At 75.5% G+C, this 17,863-nt stretch carries 14 protein-coding genes; 11 read left to right on the top strand and 3 right to left on the bottom strand.

The genetic code is table 11. The annotated features are described in order from the left end of the window. Positions 1 to 2: 2 nt before the first annotated feature. Positions 3 to 1,421: a thioredoxin family protein gene (locus H6H00_RS29960; RefSeq protein WP_185718967.1), complete on the top strand. Its 1,419-nt coding sequence runs from the start codon at positions 3 to 5 to the stop codon at positions 1,419 to 1,421. Then, complete coding sequence (locus H6H00_RS32715) at positions 1,418 to 1,942, top strand: UGSC family (seleno)protein (RefSeq protein ID WP_304633001.1); 525 nt, start codon at positions 1,418 to 1,420, stop codon at positions 1,940 to 1,942. Before H6H00_RS29960 ends, H6H00_RS32715 begins: the two co-directional genes overlap by 4 nt. A 49-nt stretch (positions 1,943 to 1,991) precedes the next feature. Here the strand turns inward: H6H00_RS32715 and H6H00_RS29945 are convergent, their stop codons facing one another. Further along, positions 1,992 to 2,528 carry a YbhB/YbcL family Raf kinase inhibitor-like protein gene (locus H6H00_RS29945; RefSeq protein ID WP_185718964.1) on the bottom strand — a complete coding sequence of 179 codons (537 nt, stop codon included), beginning with the start codon at positions 2,526 to 2,528 and terminating at the stop codon, positions 1,992 to 1,994. Positions 2,529 to 2,645: 117 nt separating this feature from the next. Between H6H00_RS29945 and H6H00_RS29940 the strand changes: the two genes are divergently transcribed. From H6H00_RS29940 to H6H00_RS29900, 9 genes are all read left to right on the top strand, one after another. Further along, on the top strand, positions 2,646 to 3,551 hold the full coding sequence (locus tag H6H00_RS29940) for an acetaldehyde dehydrogenase (acetylating) (protein WP_185718963.1): 906 nt from the start codon (positions 2,646 to 2,648) through the stop codon (positions 3,549 to 3,551). Next, entirely contained in the window at positions 3,548 to 4,582 is a 1,035-nt protein-coding gene (gene dmpG / locus H6H00_RS29935) for a 4-hydroxy-2-oxovalerate aldolase (protein WP_185718962.1), read from the top strand. Before H6H00_RS29940 ends, dmpG begins: the two co-directional genes overlap by 4 nt. Continuing rightward, positions 4,582 to 6,006, top strand: coding sequence for an aldehyde dehydrogenase (locus H6H00_RS29930; protein ID WP_185718961.1), 1,425 nt, complete (start codon positions 4,582 to 4,584; stop codon positions 6,004 to 6,006). Before dmpG ends, H6H00_RS29930 begins: the two co-directional genes overlap by 1 nt. Before the next feature lie 64 nt (positions 6,007 to 6,070). Beyond that, complete coding sequence (locus H6H00_RS29925) at positions 6,071 to 8,764, top strand: AAA family ATPase (RefSeq protein ID WP_185718960.1); 2,694 nt, start codon at positions 6,071 to 6,073, stop codon at positions 8,762 to 8,764. A gap of 102 nt (positions 8,765 to 8,866) precedes the next feature. Then, positions 8,867 to 11,899: a hybrid sensor histidine kinase/response regulator gene (locus tag H6H00_RS29920; protein ID WP_255425898.1), complete on the top strand. Its 3,033-nt coding sequence runs from the start codon at positions 8,867 to 8,869 to the stop codon at positions 11,897 to 11,899. A gap of 11 nt (positions 11,900 to 11,910) precedes the next feature. Then, on the top strand, positions 11,911 to 12,090 hold the full coding sequence (locus H6H00_RS29915) for a hypothetical protein (RefSeq protein WP_185718958.1): 180 nt from the start codon (positions 11,911 to 11,913) through the stop codon (positions 12,088 to 12,090). After that, on the top strand, positions 12,087 to 12,812 hold the full coding sequence (locus H6H00_RS29910) for a response regulator (protein WP_185718957.1): 726 nt from the start codon (positions 12,087 to 12,089) through the stop codon (positions 12,810 to 12,812). The genes H6H00_RS29915 and H6H00_RS29910 overlap by 4 nt, the downstream gene beginning before the upstream one ends. Then, complete coding sequence (locus H6H00_RS29905; RefSeq protein ID WP_185718956.1) at positions 12,809 to 13,564, top strand: MinD/ParA family ATP-binding protein; 756 nt, start codon at positions 12,809 to 12,811, stop codon at positions 13,562 to 13,564. The genes H6H00_RS29910 and H6H00_RS29905 overlap by 4 nt, the downstream gene beginning before the upstream one ends. Continuing rightward, a complete protein-coding gene (locus H6H00_RS29900; RefSeq protein WP_185718955.1) occupies positions 13,561 to 15,474 on the top strand; it encodes a cyclic nucleotide-binding and patatin-like phospholipase domain-containing protein in 1,914 nt (637 codons plus the stop codon). The genes H6H00_RS29905 and H6H00_RS29900 overlap by 4 nt, the downstream gene beginning before the upstream one ends. Here H6H00_RS29900 and H6H00_RS29895 read toward each other — a convergent pair. Beyond that, complete coding sequence (locus H6H00_RS29895) at positions 15,464 to 16,549, bottom strand: urea transporter (RefSeq protein WP_185718954.1); 1,086 nt, start codon at positions 16,547 to 16,549, stop codon at positions 15,464 to 15,466. The genes H6H00_RS29900 and H6H00_RS29895 overlap by 11 nt on opposite strands. Positions 16,550 to 16,578: 29 nt before the next feature. Beyond that, entirely contained in the window at positions 16,579 to 17,832 is a 1,254-nt protein-coding gene (fmdA, locus tag H6H00_RS29890; protein WP_185718953.1) for a formamidase, read from the bottom strand. Between the last annotated feature and the right edge of the window lie 31 nt (positions 17,833 to 17,863).

Genomic DNA, 17,863 nt, shown 5'->3' with positions numbered 1-17,863 from the left:
GCGTGCCGGATCTCCCGCGCGACGGCATCGTCGCCGTCGTCAAGCGCGACTGCCCCACCTGCCGGCTCGTCGAACCGGTGCTGGCCGGGCTGGCCGGGGTCACGGTCTACAGCCAGGACGATCCCGCGTTCCCGCCGGGCGCCCGCGACGACACGGGCCTGGAGGTCAGCCTCGCGCTCGGCGTGGAGACCGTCCCGACGCTCGTCCGGTTCGCCGACGGCGCCGAGGTGGCGCGCACCGAGGGGTGGCTGCGCCCGGCCTGGGAGGAGCTGACGGGCGTCGACGGGCTGGGGGAGGGCCTGCCGGAGCACCGGCCCGGCTGCGGCTCCCGGACGTCGGACCCGGAGCTGGCCGACGAGCTGCTGGTCCGCGCCCGCGGGCACACGCTGCGCTCCCGGCCCCTGGAGCTGACGGCGCTGGAGGACGAGGCCGAGGCGCTGTTCGACCGGGGCTGGACCGACGGTCTCCCGGTGGTCGCCCCGACCCGGCCCCGGGTGCTGCGGATGCTCGACGGCACGACGCGCGCCCCGGACGAGGTCGTGGCCGTGGTGCCGCCGAACCTGGTGCCCGTCACCGTCGAGAAGGTGGCGGTCAACGCGGTGCTGGCGGGGTGCCGCCCCGAGTACCTGCCGGTCGTGCTGGCCGCCGTCGAGGCCGCGTGCACCGACGAGTTCAACGCCCACGGCCTGCTCGCCACGACGTGGGGCGCGGGCCCGGCGATCGTCGTCAACGGGCCGGTGGCGGGGCAGATCGGGCTCAACTCCGGCGGGAACGCACTCGGCCAGGGCACCCGCGCCAACGCGACGATCGGCCGGGCGCTGCAGCTGGTGGTCCGCAACGTCGGCGGCGGGCGGCCCGGCGGGGTGGACCGGGCGACCCTGGGGCATCCCGGCAAGACCGGGTTCTGCTTCGCCGAGGACGAGGCGGGGTCGCCGTGGGAGCCGCTGTCGGTCTCGCGCGGGATCGCGCCGGGGGTCTCCGCCGTCACGGTGTTCGCCGCGGAGGGCCCGCGCGGGATCGCCGACCAGATCTCCCGGACACCCGGTTCGCTGGCCCGCTCGCTCGCCGCCGGGCTGCGGTCGGTGGCGCACCCGAAGCTGGTGACGGGCTTCGACGCCACCCTCGTCGTCTGCCCGGAGCACGCGCGGGTCTTCGCCGCCGCGGGGTGGTCCCGGGCCGACCTGGAGGACGCGCTCGCCGAGGCGCTCACGCTCGACCCGGCCGAGGTCGTGCGCGGGGCGGGCGGCATCGAGGAGGGTGTGCCGGCGGCGCGCGCCACGCAGCCGCTGCCGAAGTTCCGCCCCGGTGGTCTGATGGTCGTGCACGCGGGCGGGGGTGCCGGGATGTTCTCGGCGGTGATCGGTGGCTGGGTCGGCGGCGCCGCCGGTTCCACGCCCGTGACCAGGGAGGTTCGACCGTGATCGTGCTGGACCCGACCGACGAGACCGCGTCGGCGCACCGCGGGGCGATCGCCCGCCCGGAGTCGCTCGACGGCGTGCGGGTGGGGCTGCTGGACATCTCCAAGCCCCGCGGGGACGTGTTCCTCGACCGGCTGGAGGAGCTGCTGACCGGGCGCGGGGTGGCCGTGCGCCGCTACGCGAAGCCGACCTTCGCCAAGCCGCTGCCGCCGGACCTGCGCCGCGAGATCGCCGCCGAGTGCGACGTGGTGATCTCCGCGCTCGCCGATTGAGGCTCGTGCACGTCGTGCAGTGTGCACGACTTCGCCGACCTGGAGTCCCGGGGAGTGGTGGTCGCGTTCTGCGCGTCCACCGAGTTCGTCGACGCGGCAGCGGCCCAGGCCGGGGCGCTGGGCTACGCGGAGGTCCCCGCGGTCTTCGTGCCGCACCCCGTCCAGGACCGCACCGACGCCGAGATGCGCGCCCTCGCGGACAGCTCGCTGGACGCCATCCTCACCCGGGTCACCCGCACTTCGGAGCCGTGACGCGGTCCGGGAGGCCCCGGAACAGCGCTACGGCTCCGAAGTGCGTCGGTCACTGCTCGAAGACGGGCGTGATCGTCGCGCGGCCGAGGGTGTGGGAGAACAGGTTGAAGCCCAGGAACGCGGGTGTGGCGTCCGCGGGGACCTCCAGGGACTCCACGTCGACGGCGTGCACCACGACGAAGTAGCGGTGCGGGCCGTGGCCGGCGGGCGGGGCCGCGCCGATGTAGCCGGCGAAGCCGCCGTCGTTCTTCAGCTGCACCGCACCGGACGGCAGGTTCGCGCCGCCCTGGGCACCGGCGTCGGCGTCCAGCGAGGTGACCGACGCCGGGATGTTGAACGCCGCCCAGTGCCAGAAGCCGGACGCGGTGGGCGCGTCGGGGTCGTAGACGGTGACGGCGAAGCTCTTCGTGCCCTCCGGGAAGCCGGACCAGCTCAGCTGCGGGGAGCGGTCCTCGCCGTCGGGCACGCCGAACGCGCCGCTGGTGTGCGGGGCGGGGAGGGTCTTGCCGTCCTCGACGTCGGTGCTCGTCACGGTGAACGTGGGCACCTCGGGGAGGAAGGTGTACGGGTCGGCGGGGGACGCCATGTGTGTTGCTCCTTCGGATCGCGGTGTACGGGACACAACCTAGTTACGGAGAGAGGTGTTCCGCTGGTCGGAACGCCGTGGTTCCCCCGTACCGGGGTGCACGCCAGTGTGGACGCCATGAGCTCCGCACGCGTGCCCGCCGCGATCGTCGGGCCGGGCAACATCGGCACCGACCTGCTGGCCAAGCTGCAGCGCAGCGACGTCATCGACGTCCGGTACGTCGTGGGGGTCGTCGAGTCCGACGGCCTCGCCCGTGCCCGGGAGCAGGGGATCGAGGCGAGCGCCGAGGGGGTGGACTGGCTGCTGCGCCAGGACCCGCTGCCGCAGATCGTGTTCGAGGCCACGTCGGCGGCCGCGCACATCGCGAACGCCCCGCGCTACGCCGAGGCCGGCATCCAGGCCGTCGACCTCACCCCTGCGCACCTCGGCCCGATGGTCTGCCCGCCGGTGAACCTGCACGACCACATCGCGGCCCCGAACGTCTCCATGATCACCTGCGGGGGCCAGGCGACGATCCCGATGGTGCACGCCGTCTCGCGCGTCACGCCGGTGCCCTACGCCGAGATCGTGGCGTCGGTGTCGTCGCGCTCGGCCGGGCCCGGCACGCGGGCCAACATCGACGAGTTCACGCACACCACCTCGGGTGCGGTGAGCGAGGTCGGCGGCGCGGAGCGCGGCAAGGCGATCATCATCCTCAACCCGGTCGAGCCGCCGATGATCATGCGCGACACCGTGTTCTGCATGATCGGCCCCGACGCCGACCACGCCGCGATCACCCGCTCGGTGCACGAGATGGTGGCCGCGGTGCAGGAGTACGTGCCCGGCTACACGCTGCGGGCCGAACCGCAGTTCGACGACCCCCGGGACAGCTGGCGCGGCAACGGCCGGGTCGCGGTCTTCCTGGAGGTCAAGGGCAACGGCGACTACCTCCCGGAGTACGCCGGGAACCTCGACATCATGACCGCGGCGGCCGCCCGGGTGGGCGAGCTGATGGCGGCGCGGAAGCTGGAGGTGCCGGCATGAGCCGCCCCGATCTCACCCACGACGTCCGCATGGTCGACACCACGCTGCGCGACGGCAGCCACGCGATGGCGCACCAGTTCACCGAGCAGCAGGTGCGCGACACCGTCCGCGCGCTGGACCGCGCCGGCGTCGGCGTCATCGAGGTGACCCACGGCGACGGCCTCGGCGGCTCGTCGTTCAACTACGGCTTCTCCCACACCGACGAGATGACGCTCATCGCGGCGGCCCGCGACGAGGCGAAGCAGGCGAAGATCGCGGTGCTGCTGGTGCCCGGCATCGGCACCGTCGACGACCTCAAGCGCGCCCGCGACGCCGGCGCCGACATGGTGCGCGTGGCCACCCACTGCACCGAGGCCGACGTCTCGCCGCAGCACTTCGCCGCGGCGCGGGAGCTCGGCATGGAGACCGCCGGGTTCCTCATGATGGCGCACCGGACGTCGCCGGAGGACCTGGCGAAGCAGGCGCGGATCATGGTCGACGCCGGCTGCCAGGCCCCGTACTGCACCGACTCGGCCGGCGCGCTGCTCATGCACGAGGCGCGGGCGCGGTTCGAGGCGCTCGTCGCCGAGGTCGGGGACGAGGCGTGGGTCGGCTACCACGGCCACCAGAACCTCAGCTTCGGCGTCGCGAACTCGGTGATCGCGCAGGAGGTGGGCGTCCGCTACATCGACGGCTCGCTGTGCGCGCTCGGCGCGGGCTCGGGTAACTCGCCCACCGAGGTGCTCGCCGCGGTGTTCGACCGGCTCGGCGTCTCCACCGGCGTCGACCCGATGGCGCTGATCGACGCCGCCGAGGACGTCGTCCGCCCGTACCTCAACCGCTGGCCCAAGATGGACCGCAACGCGATCGTGCAGGGCTGGGCCGGGGTCTACTCGTCGTTCCTGCTGCACGCGGAGACCGCGGCCGAGCGCTACAAGGTGCCCGCCCACGCGATCCTGCGCCGCTGCGGGGAGATCGGCCTGGTCGGCGGCCAGGAGGACATGATCATCGACGTGGCGCTGCAGCTGGCCGCGGAGGGGGAGCAGGGCTGATGGAGACCTTCGGGCACGTCATCGACGGCGAGGAGCGTCCCTCCCTCGACGGGGCCGAGTTCGACTCGGTCGACCCGTGGACGCGGGAGCCGTGGGCGCGGGTGGCGCTCGGCGGGGCGGCGGAGGCCGACCTCGCCGTGACCGCGGCCCGCCGCGCGTTCGACGAGGGGCCGTGGCCGCGGATGGGCTTCGCCGAGCGCGGCGCGCTGATCCACCGCCTCGCCGACCTGGTCGAGGAGCACGCCCACGAGCTGGCCATGGCCGACTCCCGCGACATGGGCAAGCCGCTGGCCGACGCACTGGGAAAGGACGTGCCGCGCACCGCGCAGAACTTCCGCTTCTTCGCCGACCACGCCCGACTGGCGATGGCCGAGACGCTGCCGATGGACACCGGCCACCACGCCTACACCCGCTACGAGCCGGCCGGCGTCGTCGCGGCGGTGGCGCCGTGGAACTTCCCGCTGATGCTGGAGTCCTGGAAGGTCGCGCCCGCGCTGGCCTGGGGCAACACGGTCGTGCTCAAGCCCGCGGAGGACACCCCCGCATCCGCGACGATCCTCGCCCGGCTCGCGATCGAGGCCGGTCTGCCGCCCGGCGTGCTCAACGTGCTGCACGGCTACGGCCCCGACTCGGCCGGCTCCGCGCTCACCGAGGACCCCCGCGTCGACCGGATCACCTTCACCGGCGAGTCCGGCACCGGGCGGATCATCACCGGGGCCGCGGCGAGGAACCTCACGCCGGTCAGCCTGGAGCTGGGCGGCAAGGGCGCCAACCTGGTCTTCGCCGACGCCGACCTGGACAACGCCGTCGACTGGTCGATCAAGGCGATCTTCACCAACGCCGGGCAGGTCTGCCTCGCGGGCTCCCGGCTCTACGTCGAGCGGCCGGTCCTCGACGAGTTCCTGGCCCGCTTCGTCGCCGCGGCGGAGGCGCTCGTGATCGGGGACCCCCGCGACCCGGCCACCCAGATCGGGCCGCTGGCGTCGCGGACGCACTTCGAGAAGGTGCGCGGCTACGTCGAGACCAGCGCGGGGAAGGTCCTCACCGGCGGCCTGGGCGACGGGTGGACGGTGAGGCCGACCGTCGTCGTCGACGCCCCGGCCGACTCGCCGATCATGTGCGAGGAGGTGTTCGGGCCGGTCGTCACGGTGACGCCGTTCGACACCGAGGACGAGGCCGTCCGCGTCGCCAACGACTCGCCCTACGGGCTCAACGCGATGGTCTTCACCGAGAACCTCTCGCGCGCCCACCGCGTCGCCGCGCAGCTGCGGGCCGGCACGATCTGGACCAACTGCTTCTTCGTGCGCGACCTGCGCGCCCCGTTCGGGGGGTTCGCCGACTCCGGCTGGGGCCGCGAGGGCGGCAACTTCAGCCGCGAGTTCTTCACCGAGCCCAAGGCCGTGGTGATGGCGATCCGGCAGTAGCCCGTTCGGCGGAGCCGACGAGGGCACGTGGCCCAGCACGTCCGCCCGGTGCCATGATCGGCGCATGGCCGTGTTCGTCGGGCGGGACCGCGAGCTGGCGGTGCTCGGGGAGCACCTCGCGCTCTCCCGGGCCGGCCGCTCGCAGGTCGTCGTCGTCGAGGGCGACCCCGGGACCGGCAAGACCGCGCTCGTCCAGGCCTTCCTCGACGGGCTCGACCCCTCCGCGGGCGTGCTGCGGGCCAGTGGCGAGGAGGCCGAGGAGCTCGTCTCCTACGGCGTCGTCGAGCAGCTGGCCCGGGCCGTCGAGCGGGTGGGGGTGGCGGGGCCGCCGCTGCCCGTGCGCGCGGCGGACGAGCCGCCCGTCGTCGGGGCGGCGCTGGTGGCGCTGCTGGACCGGCTGCGCGAGCGCGGCGGGCCCGTCGTCCTCGTCGTCGACGACGGGCACTGGGCCGACGTGCCGTCGGTGCAGGCACTGGTGTTCGCGCTGCGCCGGCTGGGCTCCGACCGGGTCCTGACCCTCGTCGCCGCCCGCCCGCTCGACGGCGGGCGCGTCGACCGGCTCCGGGCGCTGGCGTCCGGGGACCGCGGCCGGACGCTGCGCCTGGGCGGGCTGGGCGTCGACGACCTGGTCGCGCTGGGCCGGGAGCTGGGGTCGGGGGAGCTGCCGCTGCCCGCCGCGCAGCGCCTGCTGGACCACACCGGGGGCGTCCCGCTGCACGCCCGGGCGCTGTTCGAGGAGGTGGACCCGGCCGTCCTGCGGGCGGGGGAGGGGCCGCTGCCCTCGCCGCTGTCCTACTCGGTGCTGGTCCTGGGGCGGCTCTCGCAGTGCCCGCCGGGCGCGCGGGCGGTCGTGGCCGCGGCCGCGGTGCTCGGCGAGCGCTGCCGCCTCGCCGACGCCGTCGCACTGGCGGGGGAGAGCGGGGCCGAGGTCGTCGCCGCCGCGGTCACCGCCCGGATCGTGACGACGGCGCCCGCCCCGCACGGCACCGCCCTGCGCTTCCCGCACGCGCTGATCCGGGCGGCGGTCTACCACGACCTCGACCTGGCCGACCGGATGGCGCTGCACGCCCGCGCCGCCCGGATCGTCGCGACCCCCGACGAGGTGCTGCGGCACCGCGTCGCGGCGGCGGGCGGCAGCGACCGGGAGCTCGCCGGGGAGCTGCGGGCGCTGGCCGCGGACCAGGTCGACGGCGGCGAGCGCTCCCGCGCGGCCGCCACGCTGATCTCCGCGGCCGGGCTGTTCCCCGACCCGGCCGACCGCAACCGCAGCCTGCTCGACGCCGTCGAGCTGCTGGTGCTGGCGGGCGAGCGCTCGCGGGCCACCGAGCTGGCGCGCGCGGTGCCCGGCGGCGGATCGGCGCACGAGAGCTTCGTGCGCGGGCTGCTGGCGTTCACCGCGGGACGCACGTCCGAGGCCGAGCAGCTGCTGCTGGCGGCCTGGTCGGCCGCGGGCGGGGCGGACCCGGGGTTCCGCGCCGGGGTCTGCGACGCGCTGTGCCACCTCTACTACCTGCAGCTGCGCGCCGCGGAGTCGGTCGAGTGGGGCACCCGGGCCCTGGCCGTCGACCCGCACCAGTCGGTCTCGCTCGTCACCAGCCTGGCCCTGGCCGGGCGCTCGATCGCCCCCACCGAGCAGCTCGCGACGGCCGTGGCCCGCGGGGCCCGGCTGCTGTGGACCGAGGACCACGCGGGGGCGCGCGCGGAGCTGTCGCACGCGGTCACCGCGCTGCGCTCGGGCGGCATGTTCGTGGCGAGCCTGCACGCCCAGGGCTACCTCGCCCTGACCCAGCACCGGATGGGCGCCTGGGACGGCGCGGTCGCCGACGCCGCGGAGGCCGTCGCGCTCGCCGAGGACGCCGAGCAGGACTGGATGCTGGCCCGGTTGCACTCCTACGCCGCGATGCCGCACGCCGCGCGCGGGGACTGGGAGCGGGCCGACGCCCACGTCGCGGCGGCGACGGCCGCGGCCGCCGCGACCGGCCTGCCGCTGGACCGGGTCGGGGCCACGGTGGCGGCGGCGAACGTCGCCGACGCCCGCGGGGCGCACGCGCGGGTCGTCGAGCTGCTGGGACCGCTCGCGGAGCGCGCCGCGGGCCGGGCCGGGGAGCCGGGCGTCTCGAACTGGCCGTGCATGCTCGCCGACGCGCTGCTGCACCTCGGGCGCCCCGACGAGGCGCAGGACGTGCTCGCCCCGTTCGAGCGCCGCGCCGAGGAGCTCGGCCGGCGCGTCGCCCTGACCGCGGCCTGCCGGGTCCGCGGCCGGCTGCAGGCCGCGCGCGGCGACGTCGCGGGGGCCGAGCGGGCGCTGCGGGCCGCGGCCGGGCACGCCCGCGACACCGGCGCCGAGATCGACACCGCCCTCACCGCGCTGGCCCACGGCGCGCTGCTGCGCAGGTCGGGGCGGCGCCGCGCCGCGGCCGACGCGCTGGGGTCGGCCCGCGCGGTGCTCGAACGGCTCGGGGCCCGCCCCGCGCTGGAGCGCTGCGACGAGGAGCTGGCGGCCTGCGGCCTCACCCCGACCCGCCGGACGGCCCGCGAACCCGGCGCGCTCACCCCGCGGGAGCTGTGCGTCGCGCGCCTCGCGGCGTCCGGGATGAGCAACCCGGAGGTCGCCGCCGAGCTGATCGTCAGCCTGAACACCGTGGAGTTCCACCTGCGCAACGTCTACGCGAAGCTCGGGATCCGCTCCCGCGCACAGCTCGCGGGCCGCCTGGAGCGCCCGCTCCGTGGGGCGCTCCGTGGGGCGGACGGCGGCTGACCCACCGCATCCCACGGAGCACCGTGGCGCGCCGCGGTCGCCGCACTGCCAGGGTCGGTCCCGGCCGGGGTCGCCCGGTGACCGAGGGGGCGGAGCGTGGCGATGCACTGGGGCTCGGCCGGGTCACCGGGTCCCGGCCGCCCGCCGGGCCGCGGACGGGGCCGGGGATCCGGCGGCGGCCTGGCGATGGCCGGCGGCCGCGAGCCCGACACCACCGCCGAGTTCGAGACGCTCGCGACGGCCGAGCTCGCCCGGCTCGTGCGGGCCGAGCGCGCGATGCTGCGGATCCGCTGGGGCGGGTTCGTGTTCGGGCTCGCCCAGGTCCTCACCTACTACCTGCCCTACCCGCCCGGGATGTTCGAGCTGGCGCTCGGGCTGCTGGCGCTGCTGGCGGTGGGCAACCTGGTGATCTGGCCGCTGATCCCGCGGATGACGACGGTGCGCCGGGCCCGCCGCACGGGCGTGGCCGCGCTGGTCCTCAACGGCACGGTGTTCCTTGGGCTGGTCTTCGTCTTCACCTTCGACACCGAGACCGCGATCTGGGCGGTGCTCTACGTGCTGCCGATGGAGGCCGCGGTCCGGTTCCAGCTGCGCGGGGCGATGGTCGCGATCGGGCTGCTCACCGTGGCGTACACGCTGCGGGAGGTGTTCGGCACGCTCGTCTACGGGCACCCGTTCCTGGTCGTGTCGATCACCTTCCGGATGGGCATCGGCCTGATCATCGCGGCGGTCGCCGGGGTGATCGCGCAGAGCCTCACCCGCGACCGCGAGCAGCTCGCCGCGCTCAGCGCGATCACCCGGACGGTCGCGACGGCGTCGTCGCTGCAGGACGTCCTCGACGGGGCGGCGCGGCGGCTCGCGGCGCTGTTCCGGGTGCCGTGGGCCGCGGTCGCCCTGCTCGACGACGCCGGGTCCCTGGTGATCCGCGCCGACCACGCCGTCGACGGGCCGGCGCCCACGCAGGTCGGGGTGGAGGTGCCGCTGACCGCGGGCGGGCCGACGGAGCGGGCGGCCGCCCTGCGCCGCGCGGTCGCCGTCGCCGACCCCGACGCGGTCACGCTCGCCCCCGCCACGCGCGACCTGCTCGCCGCGCGCGGGGTCCGCGGGTTCATGGTCGCGCCGCTGCTCGGCCGCGGCGGGCACGTCATCGGGATGGTGCTCGCGGAGTCCGTCGAGCGGCGCCGGGTGTTCTCCCCGGCCGAGCTGGCGCTGGCCGAGACCGTCGCCGGGCAGATCGCGGGGGCCATCGAGAGCACCCGGCTGCACGAGCAGGCCCGGGAGGCCCGGTCCGCCGCCGACGCCGCGAACGCGGCCAAGAGCGCGTTCCTGGCCAACATGAGCCACGAGATCCGGACCCCGATGAACGCCGTCATCGGGATGACGGAGCTGCTGCTCACCACCGACCTCGACGCCGAGCAGCGCGAGCTGGCCCGGGTGATCGAGCAGAGCGGCGACGGCCTGCTGACGATCATCGACGACATCCTGGACTTCTCGAAGATCGAGGCGGGCCGGCTGGAGCTGGAGGCGGTGCCGCTCGACGTGCGCGACTGCGTCGAGGGCGCGCTGGACCTGCTCGCCCCGCGGGCGGCGGAGAAGGGGATCGAGCTGGTCTGCGCCGTCGACCCGGACGTGCCCCCGGCGGTCCTGGGCGACCCGACGCGGCTGCGCCAGATCCTGGTCAACCTGGTGGGCAACGCGGTGAAGTTCACCGCGCGCGGCGAGGTCGTGGTGACGGTGGCGGCCGAGCCGGACGGGCTGTCCGTGGAGGTCACCGACACCGGCCCGGGCATCCCGGCCGACCGGCTCGACCGGCTGTTCCGCTCGTTCAGCCAGGTCGACGTCTCCACCACCCGCCGCCACGGCGGCACCGGGCTCGGCCTGGCCATCTCCCGGCGGCTCGCCGAGCTGATGGGCGGGCGGGTGTGGGTGCGCAGCGAGGTCGGGCGGGGCACGACGTTCGGGTTCGCGGTGACGGCGCCGTCCGCCCCCGCCCCCGCCGTCGTGACGCCGGCGGTCCTGTCCGGGCGCCGCGTCCTCGTCGTCGACGACAACGCGACGAACCGCCGGATCCTCGCCGCGCAGTGCGCGTCGTGGGGGATGGTCGTCGACGACACGGGGTCGCCGCTCGACGCGCTGGCGCGGGTCGCCGACGGCGAGGTCTACGACGTCGCGCTGCTCGACCACGTCATGCCGGAGATGGACGGCGGCACCCTCGCCGCGCGGCTGCGCGAGCACGGCGGGCCCCCGGTGGCCTGCCTGTCGTCGCTGGGCGGCACCCGCGACGGCGCCGCGGTCGCGGCCTGGCTGACCAAGCCGGTGAAGCGGGCCCGGCTCGCCGAGGTGCTCGCGACGCTGCTCGGGGCGCCCGCCGTCCCCGCGCAGGCCCCGGCGCCCGCACCCGTCCCGGGAGCGGGCCTGCGGCTGCTGCTCGCCGAGGACAACCCCGTCAACCGCACGCTGGCCCTGGCGATGCTGACGAAGCTCGGGCACACGGCCGACGTCGCCACCACCGGGCTGGAGGTCCTCGACGCCGTCGCCGCCCGCCCCTACGACGCCGTGCTCCTCGACGTCCAGATGCCCGAGATGGACGGGCTGGAGGCGGCCCGGCGGATCCGGGCGGGCGAGGGGCGCGGCCCGTGGCTCGTCGCGGTCACCGCCAACGCGATGGACGGTGACCGCGAGATGTGCCTGGCCGCGGGCATGGACGACTACCTGGCGAAGCCGATCCGGCTCGACGGCCTGGCCGAGGTCCTGCGCCGCGTCCCGGCCCCGGCCCCGGTGATCGACGCCGCCCCGGAGCTCGACCCCGTCCCGGAGCTCGACCCGGCGGTCCTCCGGGAGCTGGCCCGGTCCTTCGGGCCCGACGGGGCCGCGGTCGTCGCCGAGCTGGTCGCCGCCGCGGCCGACGAGCTGCCGAGGCTGGTGGCCCGGCTGCGGTCCGGCGACGCGGGGGAGGTCCGGACGGCGGCCCACACGCTGCGCTCCAACGCCGCGACGCTCGGCGCGGCCCGCCTGGCCGACGCCTGCCGCGCGCTGGAGGCGGGTGCGCCCGACGCCGCCGCGCTCGTCACGGAGATCGAGACCCGGGTCGCGGCGGTGCTGCGCGAGCTGCCGGCCGCCGAGCCGGCCGTGTAGAGGAGGAACCGATGGACGTGGACGCGGGTGGCGCGGGCGAGCGGTTCGTCGTCGAGATCCGGCCGACCCCGGACGGCCGGGTGGTCGGCACCGTCGGGCGGACCGGCTCGCCCGACGTCGTGCACTTCTCCGGCTGGATGGACCTGCTGCGGCTGCTCGAACCCCGCACCCCCGACGCGGTCACCCGGTGAGCGCGCTGCGCGGGCGGGTGCTCGTCGTCGACGACGACCCGATGAACCGCCTGCTGCTGCGCCGTGCGCTCGAGCGGGAGGGCCTCGACGTGGAGGTCGCGGTCGACGGAGGGCAGGGCTGGGAGCTGGTCTCCGGCGGCGGGTTCGACCTGGTGCTGCTCGACATCGTCATGCCGGTCCTCGACGGCTACGCGGTGCTGGCGCGGATGCGGGCGCAGGAGGCGACGGCGACGCTGCCGGTCGTCGTCATCTCCGGGTCCGACGACCGCGACGGCGTGGTGCGCTGCATCGAGCTGGGCGCCGACGACTTCCTGCCCAAGCCCGTCGACCCCGCGGTGCTGCGCGCGCGGCTGCGGTCGGGGCTGGCCCGCAAGCGCCTCGCCGACCTGGAGCGGGAGTACCGCGAGCAGGTCGGGCACGTCGTCGACGCCGCCGCGGCCGTCGAGCGCGGGGAGTTCGACCCGGGATCGCTCGACGGCGTGGCCGGCCGCGACGACGCGCTGGGCCTGCTGGCACGGGTGTTCGGGCGGATGGCGCACGAGGTCGCGCAGCGCGAGCAGCGGCTGCGCGCGCAGGTCGGGGCCCTGCGCATCGAGATCGACGAGGCCCGGACCGCGCGCGCCGTCGCCGCCATCACCGAGACCGACTACTTCGCCGACCTGCAACGCCGAGCCGCGGACCTGCGCTCGGGGCCGGGCCGGCAGAACGGGGGAACCCCATGACGTCCATCGTGTCCGTCCACTCCTTCCGGGGCGGCACCGGCAAGTCCAACACCACCGCGAACGTCGCGGCGGTGCTGGCCGGACGCGGGCTGCGGGTGGGGGTGGTCGACCTCGACATCCTCTCCCCGGGCATCCACGTGCTCTTCGGGGTCGACCAGGACGGCCTCGAGCACCACCTCGACGGCTACCTGTGGGGCCGGTACCCGCTGCGCGACGCGGCCCGCGAGGTGACCCCGCCCGGGGTGGCGGGCCGGATCTGGCTGGTCCCCTCCAGCGTCGCGCCGCACGACATCGCCCGGATCATGGCCGAGGGGTACGACGTCGGGCTGCTCGGCGAGGGGGTGCGGTCGCTGGCGGCCGAACTGGAGCTCGACGTGCTGCTGCTCGACACCCACCCCGGCCTGAACGAGGAGACGCTGCTGTCGATCGCGCTGTCCGACGCGCTCGCGATCGTGCTGCGCCCGGACCACCAGGACTACGAGGGCACCCACGTCACGGTGAGCGTGGCGCGCAAGCTCGCGGTGCCCCGCACGGTGCTGGTGGTGAACAAGACCCCGGAGTCGTTCGACGCCGCCGAGGTGGCGCGGCGGGTGACGGCGGCCTACGACACGCCCGTGGCGGCGGTCGTCCCGCACTCCGAGGAGCTGATGGTGCTCTCCAGCGGCGGGATCCTCGTGCTGGAGCACCCGGACCACCCGGTGGCCGCCCTGTACGCGCAGCTCGCGGACCACCTGGTCGGGGTGCGGGCGTGAGCGAGTTCTTCGACCGCGGGAGGATCGCGGCCGGGGTCGGGTCCACGCGCCGCCGCCGCCCGCTGCTGCTGCTGGCGGAGAGCTGGTCGGGCACCGAACCGGGCAGCGAGGTGCTCGACTTCCTCGCCGGCACCGAGGTGTTCGGCGGGCTGGACCGCCCCGCGCTGCGGGAGCTGTTCGTGCAGCTCGACCCGGTGCACGTCGCGGCGGGGGAGGTGGTGCCGGGCGCAGGCGCGCTGCACCTGCTCGCCTACGGCCGGCTCGCCGTCCGGTCCGGGAGCGGGGTCCGCGAGATCGGCCCGGGCGAGGTCGTCGGGGCCGCGGCGCTGCTGCGGGCCGCCCCCGGAGCCGACGCGACCGGACCCGACGCCGACCCGGACGGCCCGCACGTGCACGCCGTCCGCGACTCGCTGGTGCTGCGCCTGGGCGTGGCCGGGTTCGAGCGGGTCGCCGCGGCGCACCCGGTGTCGCTGCTCGGGCTGTGCCGCGCCCTGCTGCGCGCCGAGTCCGGCCCCGCGCCCGCGACCGTCCCCGCGGAGGTCCCGGGCACCACGATCGCGCTGCTGCCCGCCGGGACGGGCCGGGTGCCCGACGAGGTCGTCGCCGCGCTGGTCACGGCGCTGGGCCGGGCACGGGAGGTCTCCTCCGCGACGGTCGACGCCGCCATCGGACCGGGCGCGTCGGGCACCGAGCCCGCCGACCCGCGCAACGGCCGGCTGCTGGCCTGGCTGCAGCGCGTCGAGGCGGCGCACCGGTTCGTGGTCTACCGCGCCGACGACGGCGACACCGAGTGGACGCGCCGCTGCCTGCGCCAGGCCGACCGGGTGCTGCTGGTCGCGCGGGCCGGGGACGACCCCGCCCCCGGCGCGGCGGAGCGGGCGCTCGCACTGGTCCCGGGGGAGCGGCGGCGCGACCTGGTGCTGCTGCACCCCGTGGGCACGGCGGCGCCGTCGGGGACCGCGGCGTGGCTGGAGGGCCGGGGGATCACCCGCCACCACCACGTCCGCGACGGCGACCGGCACGACGTCGCACGGGTGGCGCGGTTCCTCTCCGGCACCGCGCGCGGCCTGGTGCTGGCCGGGGGCGGGGTGCGCGGGTTCGCGCACCTGGGCGTCATGCGGGCCCTGGAGGAGGCGGGGATCCCGGTCGACGCGGTCGGCGGGGCCAGCATCGGCTCGCTCATGGCCGGCTTCCTCGCCGCGGGGCTCGACCACGGGCAGCGGCTGCGGCAGGCGTGCGCGGCGATGGTGGAGCAGGGGTCGATGGTCGGGTTCACGCCGCCGTTCGTGGCGGTGTCCTCGGGCCGCAAGGTGACGCGGCTGCTGCGCGAGGAGCCCTCCTTCAGCGGTCTGATCGAGGACCTGTGGCTGCCCTACTTCGCGGTGTCGGCGTCGTTGAGCCAGGCCAGGGAGGTGGTGCACGACAGCGGCCCGACCTGGCGCGCCATCCGGGCCAGCATCGCGATCCCGGGGGTGTACCCGCCGGTGCACGACGGCACCCAGCTCCTCGTCGACGGCGGGGTGATGAACAACCTGCCCGTCGACGTCATGGCCCGGGTCGTCGGCGACGGCCCGATCGTCGCGGTCAACCTGCAGCCGACCGGGTCCGGCCGCCGCCCGCCCGCCGAGCTCGACCTCGCGGTGTCGGGCTGGCGGGTGCTGGCGTCGCGGCTCAACCCCTTCACCCCGCGGATGCGCGTGCCGCGGATCGGGGACGTCGTCGTCCGCAGCATGTCGCTGTCGACGGCCCGCCTGCAGCGCGACCGCCTGGGCGACCGGACGGTCGAGCTGCTGACGCCCCCGGTCGGCCGGTCCGGCCTGCTCGACTTCCGGGCGGGCCCCGGGCTGGTGGAGCCCGCCTACGCGTACGCGGTGGAGGCGCTGGCGCGGAGCCGGGCCGTCAGCTCCTGACCGCCTCCCCGGCCCGTCGCAGGTGCTCCTCCGGGGTGGTGATCTCCCCGGGGGGCACCCAGGTGAAGCGGCGCGGTGCCGCGTCGCGGAGCATCACGAAGGTGAGCACCCCGAAGCAGAACGGCAGCGTCATCGCCGGGAGCCCCCACGGGCCGAGGAACGCCCCGATCGCGCCGAACAGGAGGGCGGTGTACGCCGCGCAGGCCAGCCCGAGGACGGCGGACCGCCAGGTCAGCACGTAGAACACCCCGGCGATCGCGAGGCAGGCGTCGTAGGAGTTGAACCCCCACAGCCCGTTGTAGATCGCCACGCCGTCCGCGCCCAGCGCCATGCCGACCAGCATCCCGACCGCGGAACCCAGCACGGCGAACAGCGCCGCGATCCGCGAGCACACCGCGATGGCGACGAGGATGATCACCCCGCCCAGGATGCTGTTGACGAAGAACAGCTGGGCGATGCCTCGGAACACCGCGTTGAGCACCGCGACCGCGTCCGTGCTCCCGGCGGTGTCCGCGGACTCGCGCAGCACGGTCGACACCGACGGGCCCGCGACCGTCGGCGAGGCCGGGGACACGAGCTCGCCCAGGTTGCCGCGCGCCACGTTCAGCCCGGTGACGAGGAACAGCAGCACCGAGATGTTGAACGCCAGGGTGAACGGCGGCACGCCCCAGATCGAGAACAGGGCCGCCAGCCCGGCCATGGCGAGCGACGACCCGGCACTGACCACCACGATCCACACCGTGGACACGCCGTCCCACGGCGGGGCCAGGAACGTGGCCAGCGCCAGGCCGCACAGCACCCCGTTGAAGCCGAACAGCCCGGCCCGGACGGCGCCGGCGTCGAACCCCATCACGATCGCGACCAGGGTGGAGACGGCGACGCCGACCGTGCCGCCGAACCCGAGCCACGGGTCGTGGATCCAGGCCGCGACCAGCACGAGCAGCCCGGTGATCGGGTTGTTCATGAACATGACCTGGCCGACGCCGCGCAGGCAGGACTCCACGAACGCCAGCGGGGCCAGCGCCCCCAGGCGCTCCTGCAGCAGCGGCGCCGTCCCGTCGACCCAGCCGGTCACCGGCCTCCCGCCCGACACGGCCGGTGCCCTCAGCCGGCGGACATGGGGACGCCCATGCCCGGGTCGACCTGGTGCGGGCCGTTCGCGCCCGGCCGGACGTCGAAGTCGAAGATCGCCGTCGGGAGGTAGACCGTGGAGCAGGAGTTCGGGATGTCCACCACGCCGGACAGGCGGCCCTCGATCGGCGCTGCGCCCAGGATCATGTACGCCTGGATGGCGCTGTAGCCGAACTTCTGCAGGTAGTCGATCGCGTGCAGGCAGGCGCGCTGGTAGGACAGGTGCGAGTCGAGGTAGCGCTGCTCACCGTCCAGCGTCACCGAGGTGCCGGAGAACGCGAGCCACTCGCTGTACTGCGGGTCGGTGCGGCCGGGCATGAAGATCGCGTTCTCGGAGACGCCGTAGGTGTCCATCCCGCCCTTGATCAGGTCGACGCGCAGGTCCATGAACCCGCCCATCTCGATCGCGCCGCAGAAGGTGATCTCGCCGTCGCCCTGGGAGAAGTGCAGGTCGCCCATCGAGAGCTTCGCGCCGTCGACGAAGACCGGGTAGAACACCCGCGACCCCTTGGTGAGGTTCTTGATGTCCTGGTTGCCGCCGTTCTCCCGGGGCGGGGCCGTGCGCGCCGCCTCGGCCGCGACGCGGTCGTGCTCCGCGCCGGTGAGGTCGCCCAGGATCGCCGAGTCGGGCAGCGGGGGCAGGGCCAGCGGCGGCACCCGCTGCGGGTCGGTGTCGATCAGCGCCTGCTCGCGGGCGTTCCAGGTGGCGAGCAGGGACGCCGACGGTGCGGTGCCCATCAGGCCGGGGTGGACGATGCCGGTGAACGCGACGTCGGGGACGTGCCGCGAGGTCGCGACGCCGCCGGTGAAGTCCCAGATCACCTTGTAGGCGTCCGGGAACTGCTCGGTGAGGAACCCGCCGCCGTTGCGCGTCGCGAAGACGCCGGTGTAGCCCCAGCCCTGCCCGGCGAGCGGGCCGGAGTCCTCCTGCGGGATCGGGCCGACGTCGAGGATGTCGACGATGAGCAGGTCACCGGGCTGCGCACCCTCGACGGCGATCGGTCCGGAGAGCACGTGCACGCCGGCCAGCGGGGCGTTGAGGATGTCGTCGGCGGAGTCGTCGTTGTGGATCGCGCCGTCGAACCACTCGCGGCAGTGCACCCGGAACGAGTCGCCGGGCTTCACCGTGACCTTCGCGGGGATGTCGGGGTGCCAGCGGTTGTGGCCCACGATCGCCTGGTCGGTGAAGGACTTCGTCGAGTCGAGCGGGAACACGAGTTCGGGCATGGCGGATCAGCACTCCTCATCGGTGAAAAGC

Source organism: Pseudonocardia petroleophila, assembly GCF_014235185.1.
In the GTDB taxonomy this organism is placed as follows: domain Bacteria; phylum Actinomycetota; class Actinomycetes; order Mycobacteriales; family Pseudonocardiaceae; genus Pseudonocardia; species Pseudonocardia petroleophila.
Note: the sequence above shows the minus strand (reverse complement) of the source record. Positions and strands in the feature narration are given on the sequence as shown.